The organism is Mesorhizobium sp. ESP-6-2, from assembly GCF_020164675.1.
GTDB lineage: Bacteria > Pseudomonadota > Alphaproteobacteria > Rhizobiales > Rhizobiaceae > Mesorhizobium.
In genome coordinates, this window is the sequence record NZ_JAIUGT010000003.1 from 493672 (window position 1) to 510255 (window position 16584).

At 63.0% G+C, this 16584-nt stretch carries 19 protein-coding genes; 10 read left to right on the forward strand and 9 right to left on the reverse strand.

The window, feature by feature from the left end; translation table 11 throughout:
- Positions 1-73: 73 nt before the first annotated feature.
- On the reverse strand, positions 74-520 hold the full coding sequence (locus LB532_RS11970; protein ID WP_140637628.1) for a histone: 447 nt from the start codon (positions 518-520) through the stop codon (positions 74-76).
- A 540-nt stretch (positions 521-1060) separates the two neighbouring features.
- Between LB532_RS11970 and LB532_RS11975 the strand changes: the two genes are divergently transcribed.
- Positions 1061-1372: a transcriptional regulator gene (locus LB532_RS11975; RefSeq protein ID WP_140637626.1), complete on the forward strand. Its 312-nt coding sequence runs from the start codon at positions 1061-1063 to the stop codon at positions 1370-1372.
- 134 nt (positions 1373-1506) lie between these two features.
- Here the strand turns inward: LB532_RS11975 and LB532_RS11980 are convergent, their stop codons facing one another.
- The 3 genes from LB532_RS11980 to LB532_RS11990 all read right to left on the reverse strand — a co-directional run bounded on the left by LB532_RS11980 (position 1507) and on the right by LB532_RS11990 (position 2897).
- On the reverse strand, positions 1507-1959 hold the full coding sequence (locus LB532_RS11980; protein WP_140494414.1) for a hypothetical protein: 453 nt from the start codon (positions 1957-1959) through the stop codon (positions 1507-1509).
- Between the two features lie 113 nt (positions 1960-2072).
- On the reverse strand, positions 2073-2438 hold the full coding sequence (locus LB532_RS11985) for a DoxX family protein (RefSeq protein ID WP_140637624.1): 366 nt from the start codon (positions 2436-2438) through the stop codon (positions 2073-2075).
- Positions 2439-2456: 18 nt separating this feature from the next.
- On the reverse strand, positions 2457-2897 hold the full coding sequence (locus tag LB532_RS11990) for a VOC family protein (RefSeq protein ID WP_140637623.1): 441 nt from the start codon (positions 2895-2897) through the stop codon (positions 2457-2459).
- A 179-nt stretch (positions 2898-3076) separates the two neighbouring features.
- On the opposite strand from LB532_RS11990, the gene LB532_RS11995 reads away from it, so the two are divergent.
- The gene (locus tag LB532_RS11995) at positions 3077-3883 is read left to right on the forward strand and encodes an AraC family transcriptional regulator (RefSeq protein ID WP_140637621.1); all 807 of its coding nucleotides are present in this window, start codon (positions 3077-3079) and stop codon (positions 3881-3883) included.
- A 58-nt stretch (positions 3884-3941) separates the two neighbouring features.
- On the opposite strand, the gene LB532_RS12000 is transcribed toward LB532_RS11995, so the two are convergent.
- From LB532_RS12000 to LB532_RS12010, 3 genes are read right to left on the reverse strand one after another with little or no spacing between them, the layout of a single operon-like run.
- Complete coding sequence (locus tag LB532_RS12000; RefSeq protein ID WP_140637619.1) at positions 3942-4790, reverse strand: 23S rRNA (adenine(2030)-N(6))-methyltransferase RlmJ; 849 nt, start codon at positions 4788-4790, stop codon at positions 3942-3944.
- Positions 4787-5398, reverse strand: a complete 612-nt coding sequence (locus tag LB532_RS12005) for a hypothetical protein (protein WP_140637617.1) — start codon at positions 5396-5398, stop codon at positions 4787-4789. The genes LB532_RS12000 and LB532_RS12005 overlap by 4 nt, the downstream gene beginning before the upstream one ends.
- A gap of 37 nt (positions 5399-5435) precedes the next feature.
- A complete protein-coding gene (locus LB532_RS12010) occupies positions 5436-6095 on the reverse strand; it encodes a TetR/AcrR family transcriptional regulator (RefSeq protein WP_140624563.1) in 660 nt (219 codons plus the stop codon).
- A gap of 85 nt (positions 6096-6180) precedes the next feature.
- Here LB532_RS12010 and LB532_RS12015 point away from each other — a divergent pair, with 85 nt between their 5' ends.
- Complete coding sequence (locus tag LB532_RS12015) at positions 6181-6645, forward strand: carboxymuconolactone decarboxylase family protein (RefSeq protein WP_140637615.1); 465 nt, start codon at positions 6181-6183, stop codon at positions 6643-6645.
- A 141-nt stretch (positions 6646-6786) separates the two neighbouring features.
- Positions 6787-7386 carry a YdeI/OmpD-associated family protein gene (locus tag LB532_RS12020; protein WP_140637613.1) on the forward strand — a complete coding sequence of 200 codons (600 nt, stop codon included), beginning with the start codon at positions 6787-6789 and terminating at the stop codon, positions 7384-7386.
- A gap of 93 nt (positions 7387-7479) precedes the next feature.
- Here the strand turns inward: LB532_RS12020 and LB532_RS12025 are convergent, their stop codons facing one another.
- Together LB532_RS12025 and LB532_RS12030 are read right to left on the reverse strand one after the other, a co-directional pair.
- Positions 7480-7929: a DNA polymerase III subunit chi gene (locus LB532_RS12025; protein ID WP_140637612.1), complete on the reverse strand. Its 450-nt coding sequence runs from the start codon at positions 7927-7929 to the stop codon at positions 7480-7482.
- An 8-nt stretch (positions 7930-7937) separates the two neighbouring features.
- Positions 7938-9458 (reverse strand): leucyl aminopeptidase, encoded by a 1521-nt coding sequence (locus tag LB532_RS12030; protein WP_140638282.1) that lies wholly within the window; start codon positions 9456-9458, stop codon positions 7938-7940.
- Positions 9459-9499: 41 nt separating this feature from the next.
- Here LB532_RS12030 and LB532_RS12035 point away from each other — a divergent pair, with 41 nt between their 5' ends.
- From LB532_RS12035 to pdxA, 6 genes are all read left to right on the forward strand, one after another.
- Positions 9500-9727 carry a hypothetical protein gene (locus LB532_RS12035; RefSeq protein ID WP_140637610.1) on the forward strand — a complete coding sequence of 76 codons (228 nt, stop codon included), beginning with the start codon at positions 9500-9502 and terminating at the stop codon, positions 9725-9727.
- Between the two features lie 93 nt (positions 9728-9820).
- Entirely contained in the window at positions 9821-11023 is a 1203-nt protein-coding gene (lptF, locus tag LB532_RS12040; RefSeq protein WP_140494430.1) for an LPS export ABC transporter permease LptF, read from the forward strand.
- Positions 11023-12105: an LPS export ABC transporter permease LptG gene (gene lptG, locus LB532_RS12045; protein ID WP_140494432.1), complete on the forward strand. Its 1083-nt coding sequence runs from the start codon at positions 11023-11025 to the stop codon at positions 12103-12105. The genes lptF and lptG overlap by 1 nt, the downstream gene beginning before the upstream one ends.
- Complete coding sequence (locus LB532_RS12050) at positions 12105-14525, forward strand: LPS-assembly protein LptD (RefSeq protein WP_181169229.1); 2421 nt, start codon at positions 12105-12107, stop codon at positions 14523-14525. The genes lptG and LB532_RS12050 overlap by 1 nt, the downstream gene beginning before the upstream one ends.
- A gap of 90 nt (positions 14526-14615) precedes the next feature.
- On the forward strand, positions 14616-15548 hold the full coding sequence (locus LB532_RS12055) for a SurA N-terminal domain-containing protein (protein ID WP_181169228.1): 933 nt from the start codon (positions 14616-14618) through the stop codon (positions 15546-15548).
- Positions 15549-15561: 13 nt separating this feature from the next.
- Entirely contained in the window at positions 15562-16578 is a 1017-nt protein-coding gene (gene pdxA / locus LB532_RS12060) for a 4-hydroxythreonine-4-phosphate dehydrogenase PdxA (RefSeq protein WP_181169227.1), read from the forward strand.
- Positions 16579-16584 lie beyond the last annotated feature (6 nt).

Below are 16584 nucleotides of genomic sequence, written 5' to 3' on the forward strand. Positions count from 1 at the left end.
AGCAGAGGGCGAGGGCCTCAACGGCACCTGCCCTCATTTCTGCCGACACGGTCCCCGGCGCGAAGAAACGTGACTACTTCTTCGCGGTCTTCGCCGGCGCTGCTTTCTTGGCGGCGGGTGCCGCCTTCTTCACCGGTGCCGAAGACTTCGCCGCGGCGGCCTTGGCCGGAGCCTTGGCCGGAGATGCCTTCTTCGCAGCGGGCTTGGCTGCGGCCTTGGCAGCGGGCTTCCTTGCCGGAGCGGCTTTCTTTGCCGGAGCGGCCTTCTTGGCCGGTGCAGCCTTCTTCGCGGATGCGGCGCTGGCCTTGGCGGGCGCTGCCTTCTTCGCCGCCGGTTTCGCGGCGGCCTTGGCTGCCGGCTTCTTGGCCGGTGCCGCCTTCGCCTTGGGCGCTGCCGCCTTCGGCTTGGCAGCGGGTGCTGCTTTCTTGACTGCGGTCGCGGCTTTCGCCGCTGCCGCTTTTACAGGTGCTTTCTTTGCCGGTGCCTTGGATGCCGGCGCTTTTGATGACTGCTTAGCCATGCGATGCCCCTTGCGTTATGCCGACGACCGTTAATGGCCCGGCGTGTCATGCTTATCTGACTCGCGCCTCGCTAGCCAGCGAAGCAATGATATGATTTTCTCAGCTTAAATTTTCGTTGCGATCGACGCATGATCGCACTCATCATCGCAAAAATATGGCGTGATCTTCCGATATCGCCAGAAATTTGGCACCGACATTCTCGATACGCTGCGAGGGCGCGCCTGCCATGAGACTGCAAAGGTCAGGAAGCAGCTTCGCGCATTGATCTTCGCGCGCGAATATCATGAGCTGCGGCTTATAGAGAATGATCATCTTTTGCAGGCGACCGGTCCCTTCGGATTACAAGTGCAATGCGATGCGCCGATCTGGAGATCACCTTGTCAAGCCTGGTTTCATCACTGAATTGACAGATTACTCTGCATGCCAGAGTATTCTGTCAAATGCGTTCGATGTCGTTCACAAGGGCGAATGGTTAGTACTGCCCGAGGCTGCAGAGCCATAGGGTGACAGCTCAAAGTACGCAGCATTGGAGCCGATTGATGAGTGCCGACGACATCGTCCATCAGAGTACACGGCTCAGGATCATGGCCGCCCTGAACACGCTGGAAAGACGCGAGGCGCTGGAGTTCACGCAGCTGAAAGCCATGATCGAAACCACCGACGGAAATCTCGGCGCGCATCTCGATACGCTGGCCAAAGCGGGCTACGTCGATGTTGAAAAGCTTTTCATCGGGCGACGGCCGCGGACACGGATCAGAGCAACGACGATCGGGCGCCGCGCTTTTCGCGGTCACATTGCCTTTCTTCGAAAGATCATCGGTGAAGCCGAAGCAAAACGGGGCAGGAAATAGCACTGCGATCGGGGAGAAATTGTCGGCGCGTGGCGCGCGGCACATATTTTCGTCAGGGCCGATACCCCGGGTCGCAGAAAAGGCCCGCGGCTTGAGCCGCAGGCGCTAACGAAATCGAAACTGGAAACCGCCCGCTAGCGCAGGATGCGGCAGCGGCCGTTGTAGACCATCCAGCGGTCAAAGCCCGAGACGCAGAATTCGACATTGTCGCCGATCGAGGCAAAGCCCTGGCCTTCCTCGATCAGATACCAGATGGCGCGGTCGCGGCCATCCGAGAGGGCGACCGTAGCGCCGCAATAGCGACGGCCGATCGGCCATTCCTCGCTGGCCGGCAAGTAGCGATGCTGGTGGATGCGGTGGAAATCGGTGATCGCGACATCCGGCAGGTGCGGCACGTGCCGCACCTGGTAGGAGAAGCGGCTGGTGATCTTGTTCAGCACCCAGGCTTCGCCGCAAATGCCGCTGTCCTCGTCAGAATAGACGGCAAGATCGGCGGCTTGCGCCGCCTGGGTGAAGCCAAGCGATGTGCCAAACGGCGTGCAGAGCGAGATCAGGGCGGCAAGGGCGGAGCGGGCGAAGCGAGTCATGGCAGCCTCTCAAGGTCGATTGCGCGCACTGTGCGGGATTCGCCGGGCGGCGGTCAAGCGATTGCATTGACAATGGTTTCCAGGGTGTGGCCGCCGGCGTTGGCCACCGGTCATCAGCCGAGGCGCGCCGCCAGCAGCAGCCCGCCGATAACGGCGATGTTGACCAGGAAGGCGGACCTCAGCACCTGCCTTTCCGGCCCGTGATGGCGCCAGAAAGGCAGGACGAGCAGGTTCGCCGCCACCGTGAACAGGATCAGCGCGCCGGCGGCGTAGGGCACCGCGATGCCGGCGGCGAGACAGAAGCCAGCCACCACCTCCAGCACCGAGCCTGCGGCGAGCAGGAAGGCCGGAGCCGGAAACCGCCGCGCCACCAGATCCTCGCTGATGGTCCTGAACCTGACGAAATGCTCGACCCCGGCCCAAAGGAAAACGCCGCCGATCAGCAGCAGACCGAACGCAGATGCAATATCGGTGACCATGGCCAGGCTCCGCCCGCCTCAGTCTTCGGGAACGAAGGCAGGATTGTAGACGACCTCCCAGAGATGGTCGTCGGGATCCTGGAAGTAACCGGCATAACCGCCCCAGAAAGTCTTCTGGGCCGGCTTGACCAGGTGCGCGCCGGCCTTGACCGCCTCAGCCATCACCGCATCGACCTCAGCCTCGCTGGCCACATTATGGCCGAGGGTGAGCTCGGTCGGGCTGCGGCCACTCTGGCCGATGTCCGCATCATGGGCGATGCCTGCATCATGTGCGATGCTGCTGCGCTCGAAGATGGCGAACTTCAATCCGCCGTGCAGGGTGAAGAAGGCGACGGCGCCGTGCTCGAATTCGCGGCCGATGATGCCTTCGCTCGGAAGCCCCAGCCCGGTGCGATAGAATTCGAGCGATGCTTCCAGATTGTCAACGCCAAGCGTGATGACACTTATTCGGGCTTTCATGTCCATTCTCCTTTCAAGGATCAGCGTTGTTTCGCCGCCGGGCGGGGAGCGGGTATGACTGGTCCGCGCAACCATCGCCGACAGGCTGCGTTTGATTTGCCATGGCGGAGGCGCCGCGAATTGAAGATTTCGGCCAAAATGCCGGCGCGCAGGCCGGGAAAACTGGCGAGAGCGGATGAATGGAAGCGGTACTGGCGCAGACCACCGGCTCTTTCCGTGAACGCCCCGCACATCCGCGGCTGGGCGGCGCGTTCGCTTCGGTGTGGGTCCACTCCATGCAGGAAAAGGACGCACCACCCGTCATCATCACGCCGGATACGACGATCGACCTGCAATGGATCGACGGCCGGTTCCGCATCGCCGGGCCGGACAAGGAGCCGCAGGTCGAGGCGCTGCCCTCCGGCGCCCTGGTCATCGGCTTCCGCTTCCGACCAGGTGCCGCTGCGGCCTGGCTGGGCATGCCGGCGAGCGAGATCGTTGGACAGCGGCTCGACCTGAATGAGTTATGGGGTGCCAGGGCACGCCAGCTCGCGGGCCGTGTCCGTGCAAATCCCGATCTCGCTGCCCTGGTGAAATCCCTGGAGAACGCCGTCGGCCAATCCGGCGACGGGCATGAGGTCCTCGATCCGGTCATGCATCATGCTTATGACGCCATTAACCGCGGCCTGCCGGCCGGCGCGCCTCTGGTGCCCTTTCTGCTTCGCGCGCTGCACCTGAGCGAGAGGACCTTGCGCCGCCGCTTCGAAGAGAGTTTCGGCTACGGGCCGAAGACGCTCGACCGCATCCTGCGCTTCCATCGCTTCCGTCGCCTGCAACGGGTGTCCGGCGATGCCTCGACCGCGGTGCTGGCGGCCGAAGCCGGCTATTCGGACCAAGCCCATCTCATCCGCGAAAGCCGGCGGCTGTCGGGCATAACGCCCTCGGCATTGGCGCACGGCATATCGCGGAATCGGAGCGGAGCCGGGTCGGCTGAAGAACCGCTTTGACTGTTTAATCCAGTCCATTATGAGAACGCGGCCTGCACTCGGCATTCCGCCGCCGCTGCTACTCCCCTGCCAGCCAGTTCAGCGTCCAGTGCGCCGGCTTTTCCAAGACCAGCAATTTGTGCAGGGCCGGCAGGAGAATGCGCAATTCACCTTCCAGCGTGAAGGGCGGGTTGGCCACGACCAGGCCGCTGCCGTCGAGGCTGGGCTCTTGCGATGCGGGCCGGATTTCGAATTCGATGTCGAGCAATTTCGGAACGCCGGTTTCCTTCAGCGCCTTGCGGAAGCCAATCACCGCCTTGCGGTCCTTGATCGGATACCACAGCGCATAGATGCCGCCCGGCCAGCGCTTGTACGCCCTCGCCAGCCCGTCGACGAGGCGGCCGAACTCGCCCTCTTCCTCGAATGGCGGATCGATCAGCACCAGCCCGCGCTTTTCCTTCGGCGGCAGGTGCGCGCCGAGCGCCAGCCAGCCGTCGAGCTCGATCACCCTTGTCTGGAAATCGCCGGCGAATTCCGTCTTCAGCTTCGCGACATCCTTCGGGTGCAGCTCGATCGCCGACAGCCGGTCCTGCTTGCGCAGAAGGTGCCGCGCGACCAACGGCGAGCCCGGGTATTTTTTCAATTGACCGTCTGCGTTGCACGCACGCACCGCGTCGAGATAGGGCGCGAGCAGCATTGCGGCCTGGGCTTCGGGCGCAGCATTGACCAGCCGGCCGATGCCGCCTTGCCATTCGCCGGTCTTCTGCGCCTCGAGCGAGGACAGATCGTAGCGGCCGGTGCCGGCATGGGTGTCGATGATGCGAAAGGCCTTGTCCTTCCGCTTCAGATATTCGAGCAGCCGCGTCAGCACGACGTGCTTGACGACGTCGGCAAAATTTCCGGCGTGATAGGCGTGGCGATAGTTCATGTGGTGCCCCTGCCCCAGCGTGGCGGCGGTGGCTGTGAATTCGGATTTTGCGGCCGGCCGCCGGCAGAACGCAAGGACAGCAGGAAGCCGATCAGGCCGATCGCCATCAGCGCGAAGCCAACCGGTCGCGCACGGCTGTCGGTCTCGCCGACACCGGAGCGCAAGACAAGATCGACCGCGCGTATCGGAATGTCCTCGGCGTCGCCGGGACCGACGGTGAAGACGTAGGGGCCGGGGCCGACGGTCCGGATCACGCCAGCCTCGTCGCGGAAGATCTTGTCGGGCAGTTGCGGGCTCGCCTGACGCGGATTGTCGGAATGATTGAACTGAAGCGTCGAGGCAAGCGCCGTGCGACCGCCGGTGGCGGCTGTCAGCGTCAGCACCGTGCGCTGCTGCGAAACGATGCGCTCGGCCCTCGCGGTCAAGTCGACCAGCACTCTCACCGGCGCGTCGCGCGCGGCAAGCGGCACGGTGACTTGCTTGAAGCGGCCGCCCTCATAGACCCGCCAGCTGCCGATCTGGTGACCGGAGAAATTGGTCATCGCCCATGGATAGATGGCGCCGACGCCGATGCCGGCGAGCAGGATCAACAGGAACAGAAAGCGCATTCAGGGAATCACCTTGTAATCGGGCGTTGCCGGACAATTAGCCTGCATTGGCGCTGTCGCGCAGGCGCTCCATTTCGTCCAATAGCATGTCGAGGCCGAGTTCGAACGTCTTGTCGAAACCGCCGGTGCCGAAATAGGTCCCGGCCGCCATGACACTGGGGAAATCCTTCGCCAGTTGCTCGTCGTCGACGGTGGTCACCGCCGACGGGCCCTTGGCGTAGCCCGCGGTCTCGTCGAGGATCGCGCCCATGAGGTAATAGCTGGCGGTGCGAAATAGCCTGGCGCTGAGTTCCGGGCCGAAACCGCCAGCCTCGAACAGGCCGATGACACCGTTCAGCATGGCCAGGCAAGGCGGCGAATTCATCCGGTAGACGACAAGGAATGGTGCGAAGGCCGGGTGCTCACTCGCAACACGGCGAAACTCATGCATGACCATCCGAATCCTGTCGCGCCATGGCATGCTGTCGTCGGGGATAACCATCCCGCTGACCTGGCGATCGACCAACGCCTCATAGAGGTGCGCTTGCGAGGGGAAGTGATGATAAATGCTCATCGCCTCGCAGCCGAGCACGGCGGCGAGCTTGCGCATCGAAAACCCGGAAAGGCCCTCCTTCTCGATCACCTCGAAAGCGGCATCCTCGATCATCTCGCGGGACAGCCGTCCGCGTGCTCGCTTTTTTTTGATCGATGAGTCCATGGCCGCGCTTGACAACTTACAGCGTAAGGTTCATTTTTCACTTTACCTTACACAGTAAGGCTAACAAAGACCAGAGGAGGAACACATGTCACACCATCGCATTGCCAAATCCATGCATTCTTCCCTCCATCGTGCGTTGGCACTAACCGCCGTGGCCTGCGTCCTCGCCGCGGCCCCTGCCTATGCCGATGACTACGATGCAACCATAAAGGACATCCAGTCGACCATGGGCGGCGTGCCGAGCTTTGTGAAGCAACTTCCCAAAGCCGGTCTGCCCGGCGCCTGGGCCGAGGTCAAGGCCATCGAACTCAGCGACAAGACGGCGCTGCCGCCAAAGGTCAAATCGCTGATCTCGCTTGCGGTGGCGGCGCAGATCCCGTGCAACTACTGCATCTGGTCGGACACGCGAGACGCCAAGCGCGCCGGCGCTACCGATGAGGAAATCCAGGAGGCGGTGGCGATGGCGGCGCTGACCCGCCATTGGAGCACCATCTTCAATGGCATGCAGGTCGATTTCGACACGTTCAAGAAGGAAATGGGCGGGCAGTGAAACCACCTGCGGTGGTCCGCGCCTGCGGGCCATCGCAGAACCGCCGTCATCGGGCAGCGCCATGATCTTCGCCTTCGATTGTCATCCAGCGGGAAATGCCGCATTGAAAGTGCAACCGCAAAGCATGGACGAGGGCCGCTGATGGCGCCGGTCAAGGTCGACCCCGACAAGGTGCATGAATTCGAGGACGCCGAGAGCTTTTATACCTGGCTCGGCGAGCATCATGACAGGGAAACCGAGGTCTGGATCAAAATCCACAAGACCGGCTCGGGACTGAGGTCGATCTCACCGAAGGAAGCGATCGACGTCGTGCTGTGCTGGGGCTGGATCGACGCGGTGCGCAAGGGGCTCGACGACAAGAGCTTCCTGCAGCGCTACACGCCGAGGACGAAGAAAAGCATCTGGAGCCAGATCAACATCGACAATGTCGCCCGGCTGATCGACGACGGCCGGATGACGCGGCATGGGCTGGCCGAGGTCGAAGCCGCCAAGGCCGATGGCCGCTGGGCGCGTGCCTATGCCGGCGGCAAGGACATGAAAATTCCCGATGACCTGCAGGCCGCGATCGATGCCGAGCCAGAGGCTCGGCAAATGCTCGAAAAACTCAGCGCGCAGAACCGCTTCGCGCTCGCCTTCCGTATCCACAACATGAAGACCGAAGCCGGCCGCAGGAAGAAGATCGAGACTTTTGTCGAGATGCTCAAGTGCGGCGAGACGATCCATCCGCAAGTGAAGAAGTAAGGCTGCTCATGTGACGAGCGACAGGTTTCTTCCGGCTCGATGATCGCGATCCACATTATCAACAAGGCAGCGATCAGCCGCCGCTGACGTCCCTTAGGCTTTGCGCTCCCAGCGGCGGTCGGGCGTCTGCTGCCAGTAGGTCACCGCATGGCCGGCGTCTTTCATCGTCTTCCAGTGCCCGCGGGCGGCCTCGACCTGGGCGGCATCGTGACCGTCGAACAGGAACACGGCGCGCTCGTAGCCGCCAAGGTCAGGGGGTGCCGCTCCGTCCACCAGGAAACGTATCTGCGCCGCGTTCGGGTTGCCTTCGGCGGTGGTCAAAAGGATCGGCTGCTCGGCGGGATGGGCTTCGCGATCAGTGGCGTGCGCGAGGAAGGAATCGTCACGGAACGTCCACAGATGCTGGTCGAGCGCGTCGCGCCGCTCCTCGGTGCCGGTCTGCACCACGGCGCGCCAGCCGCGATCGACGCTGCGCTCAAGAAGGCCTGGCAGCGCATCCTCCAGCGTCGATTCGGTCAGGTGATAAAACAGCACGTCGGCCATGGGTCCGATCAGTTCTCGTAGTGGTCGCGCACGAGCCGGTCGAGCAGCCGCACGCCAAAGCCGGAGCCCCAGGACTGATTGATTTCGTTCGACAGCGCTCCCATGGCGGTGCCTGCGATATCGAGATGTGCCCAGGGCGTGTCCTTGACGAAGCGCTGCAAGAACTGCGCGGCGATGATGGCGCCGCCATAGCGGCCGCCGATGTTCTTCATGTCGGCGTTCTTGGAATCGATCAGCTTGTCGTATTCGGGACCGAGCGGCATGCGCCACAGCCGCTCCTGCGTCGACTGCCCGGCTGTCGCCAGGCGTTCCGCCAGTTCGTCATTGTTGGAGAACAGACCGGCATAGTGCTGGCCGAGCGCGACCATGATCGCGCCGGTCAACGTCGCCAGATTGACCATGAACTTCGGCTGGAAACGGTCATTGCAGTACCAGAGCGCGTCGGCCAACACGAGGCGCCCTTCCGCATCGGTGTTGAGCACCTCGATGGTCTGGCCCGACATCGAGGTAACGATGTCGCCGGGACGCTGCGCATGGCCGTCGACGGCGTTTTCCACCAGCCCGATGATGCCGACGACATTGGCCTTCGCCTTGCGGGCGGCGAGCGCATGCATCAGTCCGGTCACCGCCGCGGCGCCGCCCATGTCTCCCTTCATGTCCTCCATGCCGGATGCCGGTTTCATCGAATTGCCGCCGGTGTCGAAGGTGACGCCCTTGCCGATGAAGGCGACCGGGCTGTCCTTGGCCTTGCCGCCGCTCCACTGCATGACGGCCATGCGGGCGCCGCGCGGCGAGCCTTGCGCGACGCCGAGCAGCGACCCCATGCCGAGTTTCTTCATCTCCTTCTCGGCCAGGATCTCGACCTTGACGCCGAGGGCTTCCAGTTCCTTGGCGCGGGCGGCAAACTCGACAGGTCCCAGGACGTTTGCCGGCTCGTTGACGAGGTCACGCGCCAAAAGCACGCCGTCGATCACAGCCTCGGTCTCGGCGAAAGCCTTCTTCGCACCCGCCGGATCGGCGGTGTGGATGGTTATCTTGGCCGGCTTTTTCGGCTCGGCCCTGTCGCCTTGGCCATCGTCCTTGTCTTTCCTGGTCTTGTACTTGTCGAAGGAATAGCTGCGCAGAAGAATCCCGGCGGCAAGGCTGGCCGCCTGCGCACCGCTTGACGAGGCGCCGACCACGTCGAGCACCACCGCTACGTCGGTCGCCTTGCGCAGCGACGCTGCGATGGTGCCTCCCAGCTTCGTCCAGGCGTATTCGTCGAGCCCCGATACCTTGCCGGCGCCGATCGCGACCAGCCTGTCGAGCGAGCTTGCCTGCGGCGTCAGCACTTCCACCACGCTGGCAAACTTGGCCGTGAATTCGGCCACCGGGAAGGCCCGTTCCAGCGTCTTGCCGGGATCATACGCCGCGGCGGTTTCGCTCAGGCCGCCATCATCCGCCGCCAGCACGAAGACCGTCCCCTTCCTGTTCGCGGCGGTCTGCGGCGCGGCGAATTTTGCGAAGGCGATCGAGGGTCTCTGGTTCATCATGTCCTGCTTTCGGGGAATGCGCGGCTCGCGCGAAGCGGTTGGAAGCGATCCGCGACATTTGGTCGTTTTCCGGCATTTGGCAAGACTTTGCCAAGTTGGCTCCCCATATGGCACATGAATCGATGGCGATTCGTCGCGGCACGGCTCCGCTTTTTGGCCGCAACCTGTTGTTAACCATCGATGTTCGCCCTTTTTTATCCAATCCCGCCGACACTCCGGCCCAACGTGGCGCGCGATGTGGGACGGGAACCGGATCGTCTGCCTGACAGAGCCCGACGCAGCCAGTTGTGCGGGCGTCGCCGGACGGCTACCCTTATCTGGTGGCATGATGCCGTTCGAGAAAATTGAGAAAAGCCTTCATGAAGGTCGTTGAACGCTACATCATGCGCCGCGCTTTCGTGGTCTTTATTGCAGCGCTGGCCTGGACGCTGGCCATTGTCTGGACGACGCAAGTGCTGGCCAAGATCGACCTCGTCACCGACAGCGGCCAGTCGGCGCTGACCTTCTTCGAGGTTGCGGCCCTCATTCTTCCCTCGATCATTCCGATCGTGGTGCCCTTCGCGCTCGTGGTGGCGGTTGCCCAGACGCTCAGCGTCATGAATTCGGATTCGGAGCTCGCCGTCGTCAACGCAGCAGGCGCCTCGCGCTGGACCATCGTGCGGCCGATCATGATTCTCGCGGCCGCAGCCAGCGTCTTTTCCTTCGCCGTCGACAATGGCATCGACCCCTATGCGCGCCAGAAGAACCGGATGCTGGTGGCGGAGTCACGCGCGGATCTTCTGTCGCTGATCATCCAGGAGGGCACATTCCGCAAGATCGATGACGGGCTGTTCCTGCAGATAGGCGAGCGGCTCCCCGACAACCGGCTGGGCGGCATCTTCGTCGCGGATTCGCGTGAGGAAGGGGTCAACCTCGTCTATTATGCCAAGACCGGCAGCATCGTCGAACGCGGCGGCGAAAAGGTGCTGATGATGAATGACGGCGTCATCCATCGAAAGACGCTGACCGGCGACCTCTCGGTCATCCGCTTCACCTCCTATGCCTTCGACATGTCGGCCTTCATGGCGGCAGCGTCGGAGGTGACGCTGATGCCAAAAGACCAGACGACCCAGTACCTGCTCAACCCGAGTGCCAACGACAAGGTCTATCAGCAGCGCCCGAACGAATACCGGGCGGAGGTCGACCAGCGGTTCTCGGAATGGCTCTATTCCATGGTTTTCGCCCTGATCGCACTCGCGGTCGCCGGAGATGCACGCTCGCATCGGGAGGCGCGCGTCAATCCGCTGATCACGGCCATCGCGATATCGCTGTTCGTGCGCTGGCTGGGCTTCTTCGCCGCCAGCAAGGCCGACGAGGTCCCGCAATATGCGTATATGGTCTACGGCGTGCCCATCGTGTCGTCGGCGGTGGCAATCTGGTTCATCGCATCCAACCGGACGATGGAACTGCCGGTGGCCTGGGCAGATTGGCTGACGAATCTCGCCAGCCGCATGGCTGACGCCTGGAATGCCGTCAAGCTGCGCCTGTCCCGGCGCAGCGCCTCGGGCCAGGGGGTCAGCTAATGGGCTGGACGCTGGGACGCTACTTCTTCTTCCGCTATGTCACGATCACCGTGTGGTTCTTCATCGGCCTGCTTGCGCTGGTGTTCCTGATCGATTTCACCGAGCTTTCCGGCCGCACGACCGGCCTGCCCGGCTTCACCTATGGAACGGCGCTGGCCATTTCCGGACTCAGGATGCCGATGATCATGTTGCAGACCGTGCCGTTTGTCGGTCTCTTCTCGGCGATGGCGACGCTGGTCTCGCTCAACCGCAGGTATGAACTGGTCATAGCGCGCTCGGCCGGCGTTTCGGCCTGGCAGTTCCTTCTGCCGTGCTGCATCGGAGCGCTGTTGTTCGGCGTCCTGTCGGTCGGTCTCATCAACCCGCTCGCCGCGCACGCCTTTTCCTGGTCCGAACAGATCGAAACCCAGTTGCGCTCGGGCAAGTCGAATACGGTGTCGGCCGACGCCGCGCCCTGGATCCGGCAGAAAACCAGTTCCGGAGACACCATCATCGGAGCGCGCGCCATCCTCAACCAGGGCCTGGAGATGGCTGACGCTGTCTTTTTCATCCTCGACCCGCAAGGCGATATCGTCGAGCGCAAGGATGCCGCGCGCGCCTACCTGCGGGACGGCTACTGGGAATTGCAGGACGTCAAGACCTTCAGGAACGGCACCATCCAGCCTGCGGCAAACGATCGCGTGCCGACCAATCTGAAGCCCGAATTCGTGCAGGAGCGGCTGGCGCGCCCGGAGACCATTCCATTCTACGATCTGCCGGGAAAAATCGAGGTTGCCCGTTCCTTCGGCCTCAAGGCAAATGCCTTTGCCATGCAGTTCGATTCGCTGGTGGCGTTGCCGTTCCTGCTCGTCGCCATGACGCTGATTGCGGCAACAGTTTCAATGCGATTTGCGAGGATGGGGCAATCGGCAACGATGATTCTGGGTGGCGTCGTTGCCGGGTTTCTGCTTTATGTCGTTTCGGTGCTGGTGAAGGCATTCGGCGTGGCGGGGTTCGTGCCGACTGTCGTAGCTGCCTGGGTGCCGGTCGTGGTAGCTATGTTCTTCGGGGTGACTTTCCTGCTATACAAGGAAGACGGCTAGTGAGGGAGGCCTTTTTGCCCAGTAACAGGCAGGCCGGTTTGGCGCGCCTTTATGCGGCGACCGCCTTGGCATGGCTGTTTGCATGCGCGGTTCCGCTGCCTGCGTTCGCGCAGGATGTCGGCGACATGGCGACCAAGGTGCCGTCCGGCTCGCAGATGCTGCTGGCGGCCGATACGCTGGTCTATAACAACGACAATCAGACCGTGACCGCCGTCGGCGGCGTGCAGATCGACTACGGCGGCAACCGACTTGTCGCGCAGAAGGTCGAGTACAACCGCAACACCAAGCGCATGGTCGCAAGCGGCAATGTCGAGGTGATCAACAGCGACGGCACCAAGATCAATTCGGATCATATCGACATCACCGACGACTTCGCCGACGGTTTCGTCAACGCGCTCCGCGTCGAAACCATCGACAAGGCCTATTTCGCCGCCGAAAGCGCCGAACGCATGGGCGGCGTGCTGACCACCTTCCACAATGGTGTCTACACTGCCTGCGAACCGTGCGAAGACAAGCCCGACAAGGCGCCGACCTGGCGCGTGAAGGCCAGGAAGATCATCTGGAACGGCGAGAAGAAGACGGTCCGCTTCGAGAACGCGAATTTCGAATTCTTCGGCTTCCCGCTCGCCTACCTGCCGGCGTTCGAGATCGCCGACCCGACGGTGAAGCGCAAGAGCGGCTTCCTGATCCCCGGCATCGTCTTCAAAAGCGATCTGGGCGTGGGGGTGAAGGTCCCCTATTATTTCGCGCTCTCGCCGACTTACGACCTGACCGTCACCGGCACCGGCTTTACCAAGCAGGGCTTTCTCGGTGAGGCCGAGTGGCGCCAGCGCTTCAACAATGGCGAATACAGCCTGAAGATCGCGGGCATTCAGCAGCGAGACCCCGACGCCTTCATCGATGCCGCCGGCCGCAATGTCGATTCGGGCGAGGCGGGCGATCCCAACAAATTCCGCGGCATGATGGGCACACAGGGCCAGTTCGCCATCAATGCGCGCTGGAATTTCGGCTGGGACGTGCTGCTGCAGACCGACAAGAACTTCTCGAACACCTACGCCATCGACAAGTACAACGCATATGTCCACCAGTCATCGGTTTACCTGACCGGCCTCGACGGCCGCAATTATTTCGACGTGCGCGCAATGCATTTCGAGGTGCAGGAAGATACGCTCGACAGCAATATCGCTGCGCGAAGCGGCCAGCAGCCCTGGGTGCTGCCCTCGCTCGACTATGCCTACATTCCGGATACATCGGTCGCAGGCGGCCAGTTGTCGTTCAACGTCAATTCGCGCGTCATCCGCCGCGATGACCTCGACGAGACCTATTTCACCCCCTTCTACCCCCCTTCAGGCACCCAACGTGTGCGCGGCATCGAGGGCGAATCCGGCCGGCTCACCGCCCAAGCCGAGTGGAAGCGGTCATTCGTCACCGATGACGGGTTGGTGCTGACACCCTTGCTGGCGCTGCAGGGCGACGTCGACTATGTCAACGCGTCATCAGCTTCACTCGCAGCCGTCAACCAGATGGCGACGAATTTGGGCGAGCAGGACGATATGCGCTCGTCTTTCGCCCGCTATATGGCAACCGCCGGACTCGAGATGAGCTGGCCGCTGCTGTTTTCCATGGCCAGCGGCTCCAGTCATGTGTTCGAGCCGATGGCGCAGGTGTTCCTGCGCCCCAACGAACAATATGTCGGCGGCCTGGCTGTGCCGAACGAAGATGCCCAGAGCATGGTCTTCGACGCGAGCACCTTGTTCGAGCGCGACAAGTTCTCCGGCTATGACCGCATCGAAGGCGGCTCGCGCGCCAATGTGGGCCTGCGCTATTCCGGTTCCTACATCAACGGCTGGGGCACCAACGCCATCTTCGGCCAGTCCTACCAGATCGGCGGCGAGAACTCCTTCGACGCGCCGGACCTGGTCAATGTCGGCGCCTATTCGGGCCTCGAAAACACCAAGTCGGACTATGTCGGCCTGTTTGGCGTCAGCAGCCCGAACGGGTTCGCCGCCTCGGTCAGCGGTCGTTTCGACGAGCAGAGCTTCGAGGTTCGCCGCGCCGAGGTAAAGGCCGCCTATTCCGGCCTGCCGGTGTCGCTGAGCGCCAAATACGCCTTCATCCAGGCTCAGCCGCTCTATGGCTTCACCACCGACCGCCACGAGGTCACGCTCGGCGCGTCCACGCATCTTGCCGAGAACTGGCGCGTGTTCGGGACGGGAACCTATGACCTCGAGGAAAGCGTGCTGGTCAAGGACGGGGTCGGTTTCGCGTACAATGATTCCTGCTTCACCTACCTGATGACGTACTCGCAGTCGCGCGACCTGCACACCAGGGAGGTGACGCAGAGCGTCGGCTTCAACCTGTCGTTCCGCACCCTCGGCGATTTCGGATCGTCGAGCAGCGCCTTCGATACCACCCAGTAGCCCGCGACATCGTTTCGCCGCATAGGGCTGGCAGGGACTTCACAAACCCCGAAGAAGGATGAAGTTGGGCGGGACCGGGACAGAATTGGGATGTTTGCGATGAGGAAATACCTCTTTTCAGCAGGGTTGGCGCTGCTTGTGGCGGCGACATCCGTGTCGATGACCATCATCACGCCGCCGGCTTTCGCCAGCGAGATCAAGTACGTCGTCAACGACATACCGATCACCAGCGGCGACATCGCGCATCGCGCCGCCTTCCTCAAGCTGCAGCGCAAGAAGGGCGACGCCGGCCAGGAAATGATCGATCAGACCTTGCGCATGGCCGAAGCCAGACGGCTTGGGATTCACATCAGCGACGCGCAGGTCGAGGCCGCGTACCAGCGCTTTGCCTCGAGCAACAAGATGCAGCTCAGCCAGCTCGACGGCGTCATGGAAAAGTCCGGCGTCAGCAAGGGCCATTTCAAGGAGTTCATCCGCGCCCAGATGGCCTGGAATCAGGCCTTGAGCGCACGGTACCGTTCCGGCGAGGGCGGCAGCGTGACCGAGCAGGACGCGGTCAGGCGCATGCTCGACAAGGGCGGCTCCAAGCCGAGCGCCACTGAATACATGCTCCAGCAGGTCATCTTTGTCGTGCCGGCGGCCGAACGCAGCGCGACGCTGGGCAAGCGCAAGCGCGAAGCCGACGCCATGCGTGCCCGCTTCAACGGCTGCAACACGACGCGGCAGTTCGCCAAGGGCCTGATCGACGTCACCGTTCGCGATCTCGGCCGGGTGCTGGCGCCGCAACTGCCGCCGGACTGGGCCGAGCAGATCAAGGCCACCAAGGTTGGCGGCGCCACGCCTACCCGCCAAACGGAGCGCGGTGTCGAGTTCATCGGTATCTGTTCGTCGCGCGAGGTGTCCGACGACAAGGTCGCCCAGATGGTGTTCCAGAACGAAGGCTCCAACGACAAGGCGGCCGACGATCTCAGCAAGAAATATGTCGACGAGCTGAAGGCAAAAGCCCGCATTGTCAAGCGCTGAGGTGGACAGGGCGATGCGCGCGCTGGCGTTGAGCGTCGGCGATCCTTCCGGCATCGGACCGGAAATCGCGATTGCCGCGTTTCTGGCGCGTACAGCCGCAGCCCTTCCGCCCTTCTATCTCCTCGCTGATCCCGCGCTGATCGCCTCGCGGGCGCGTCGCCTCGGCGTTTCGCTGCCCATCGAGGAAACGACGCCAGCGCAGGCAACCGAGGTCTTTGGCCGCGCACTGCCGGTCGTTACGCTGGCTGCCCGTTTCATCGACAGCCCCGGCCAGCCGGACCCGGCCAATGCGGCGGGCATCATCGAAGCGATCGATCGGGCGGTGGCCGCTAGCCTCGCCGGCGATGCCGCGGCCGTCGTCACCTGCCCTATCGCCAAGAAGCCGCTCTACGACGCAGGCTTCCGCTTTCCCGGCCACACCGAATATCTGGCGTATCTGGCGGCGCGGCATAGCGGCGTGGAAGCGATGCCGGTGATGATGCTGGCAGGCCCCGACCTGCGCACCGTTCCCGTCACCATTCACATCGCGCTGGCCGAAGTGCCGAAGGCGCTGACCACCGACCTGATCCTCGCCACGACGCGGGTCACCGCCGCCGACCTCAGGGACCGCTTTGGCATCGCCAACCCACGGCTCGCCCTCGCCGGCCTCAACCCGCATGCGGGCGAGGATGGCTCCATGGGCTTGGAGGACCAGCGCATCATCCGACCGGCGATCGAGATCCTGCGGGCCGAAGGCATCGACGCGTTCGGGCCGTTGCCCGCGGACACCTTGTTCCATGCCCGGGCCCGGGCCGGCTACGACGTGGCGCTGTGCATGTATCACGACCAGGCGCTGATACCGGCCAAGGCGCTGGCCTTCGATGAAGCGGTCAATGTCACGCTCGGCCTGCCCTTCATCCGCACCTCGCCCGACCACGGCACCGCCTTCGATATCGCCGGCAAGGGCATCGCCCGGCCCGACAGCCTGATGGCGGCGCTGCGGCTTGCACGGCAGTTGGCCGACACCGACGCCAAATTTGTCACGCAATGAGGCTCA

Coding starts and splice junctions, on each gene's coding strand:
- LB532_RS11970 (WP_140637628.1), bottom strand. CDS start 520: ATGGCTAAGCAGTCATCAAAAGCGCCGGCATCCAAGGCACCGGCAAAG.
- LB532_RS11975 (WP_140637626.1), top strand. CDS start 1,061: ATGAGTGCCGACGACATCGTCCATCAGAGTACACGGCTCAGGATCATG.
- LB532_RS11980 (WP_140494414.1), bottom strand. CDS start 1,959: ATGACTCGCTTCGCCCGCTCCGCCCTTGCCGCCCTGATCTCGCTCTGC.
- LB532_RS11985 (WP_140637624.1), bottom strand. CDS start 2,438: ATGGTCACCGATATTGCATCTGCGTTCGGTCTGCTGCTGATCGGCGGC.
- LB532_RS11990 (WP_140637623.1), bottom strand. CDS start 2,897: ATGAAAGCCCGAATAAGTGTCATCACGCTTGGCGTTGACAATCTGGAA.
- LB532_RS11995 (WP_140637621.1), top strand. CDS start 3,077: ATGGAAGCGGTACTGGCGCAGACCACCGGCTCTTTCCGTGAACGCCCC.
- LB532_RS12000 (WP_140637619.1), bottom strand. CDS start 4,790: ATGAACTATCGCCACGCCTATCACGCCGGAAATTTTGCCGACGTCGTC.
- LB532_RS12005 (WP_140637617.1), bottom strand. CDS start 5,398: ATGCGCTTTCTGTTCCTGTTGATCCTGCTCGCCGGCATCGGCGTCGGC.
- LB532_RS12010 (WP_140624563.1), bottom strand. CDS start 6,095: ATGGACTCATCGATCAAAAAAAAGCGAGCACGCGGACGGCTGTCCCGC.
- LB532_RS12015 (WP_140637615.1), top strand. CDS start 6,181: ATGTCACACCATCGCATTGCCAAATCCATGCATTCTTCCCTCCATCGT.
- LB532_RS12020 (WP_140637613.1), top strand. CDS start 6,787: ATGGCGCCGGTCAAGGTCGACCCCGACAAGGTGCATGAATTCGAGGAC.
- LB532_RS12025 (WP_140637612.1), bottom strand. CDS start 7,929: ATGGCCGACGTGCTGTTTTATCACCTGACCGAATCGACGCTGGAGGAT.
- LB532_RS12030 (WP_140638282.1), bottom strand. CDS start 9,458: ATGAACCAGAGACCCTCGATCGCCTTCGCAAAATTCGCCGCGCCGCAG.
- lptF (WP_140494430.1), top strand. CDS start 9,821: ATGAAGGTCGTTGAACGCTACATCATGCGCCGCGCTTTCGTGGTCTTT.
- lptG (WP_140494432.1), top strand. CDS start 11,023: ATGGGCTGGACGCTGGGACGCTACTTCTTCTTCCGCTATGTCACGATC.
- LB532_RS12055 (WP_181169228.1), top strand. CDS start 14,616: ATGTTTGCGATGAGGAAATACCTCTTTTCAGCAGGGTTGGCGCTGCTT.
- pdxA (WP_181169227.1), top strand. CDS start 15,562: ATGCGCGCGCTGGCGTTGAGCGTCGGCGATCCTTCCGGCATCGGACCG.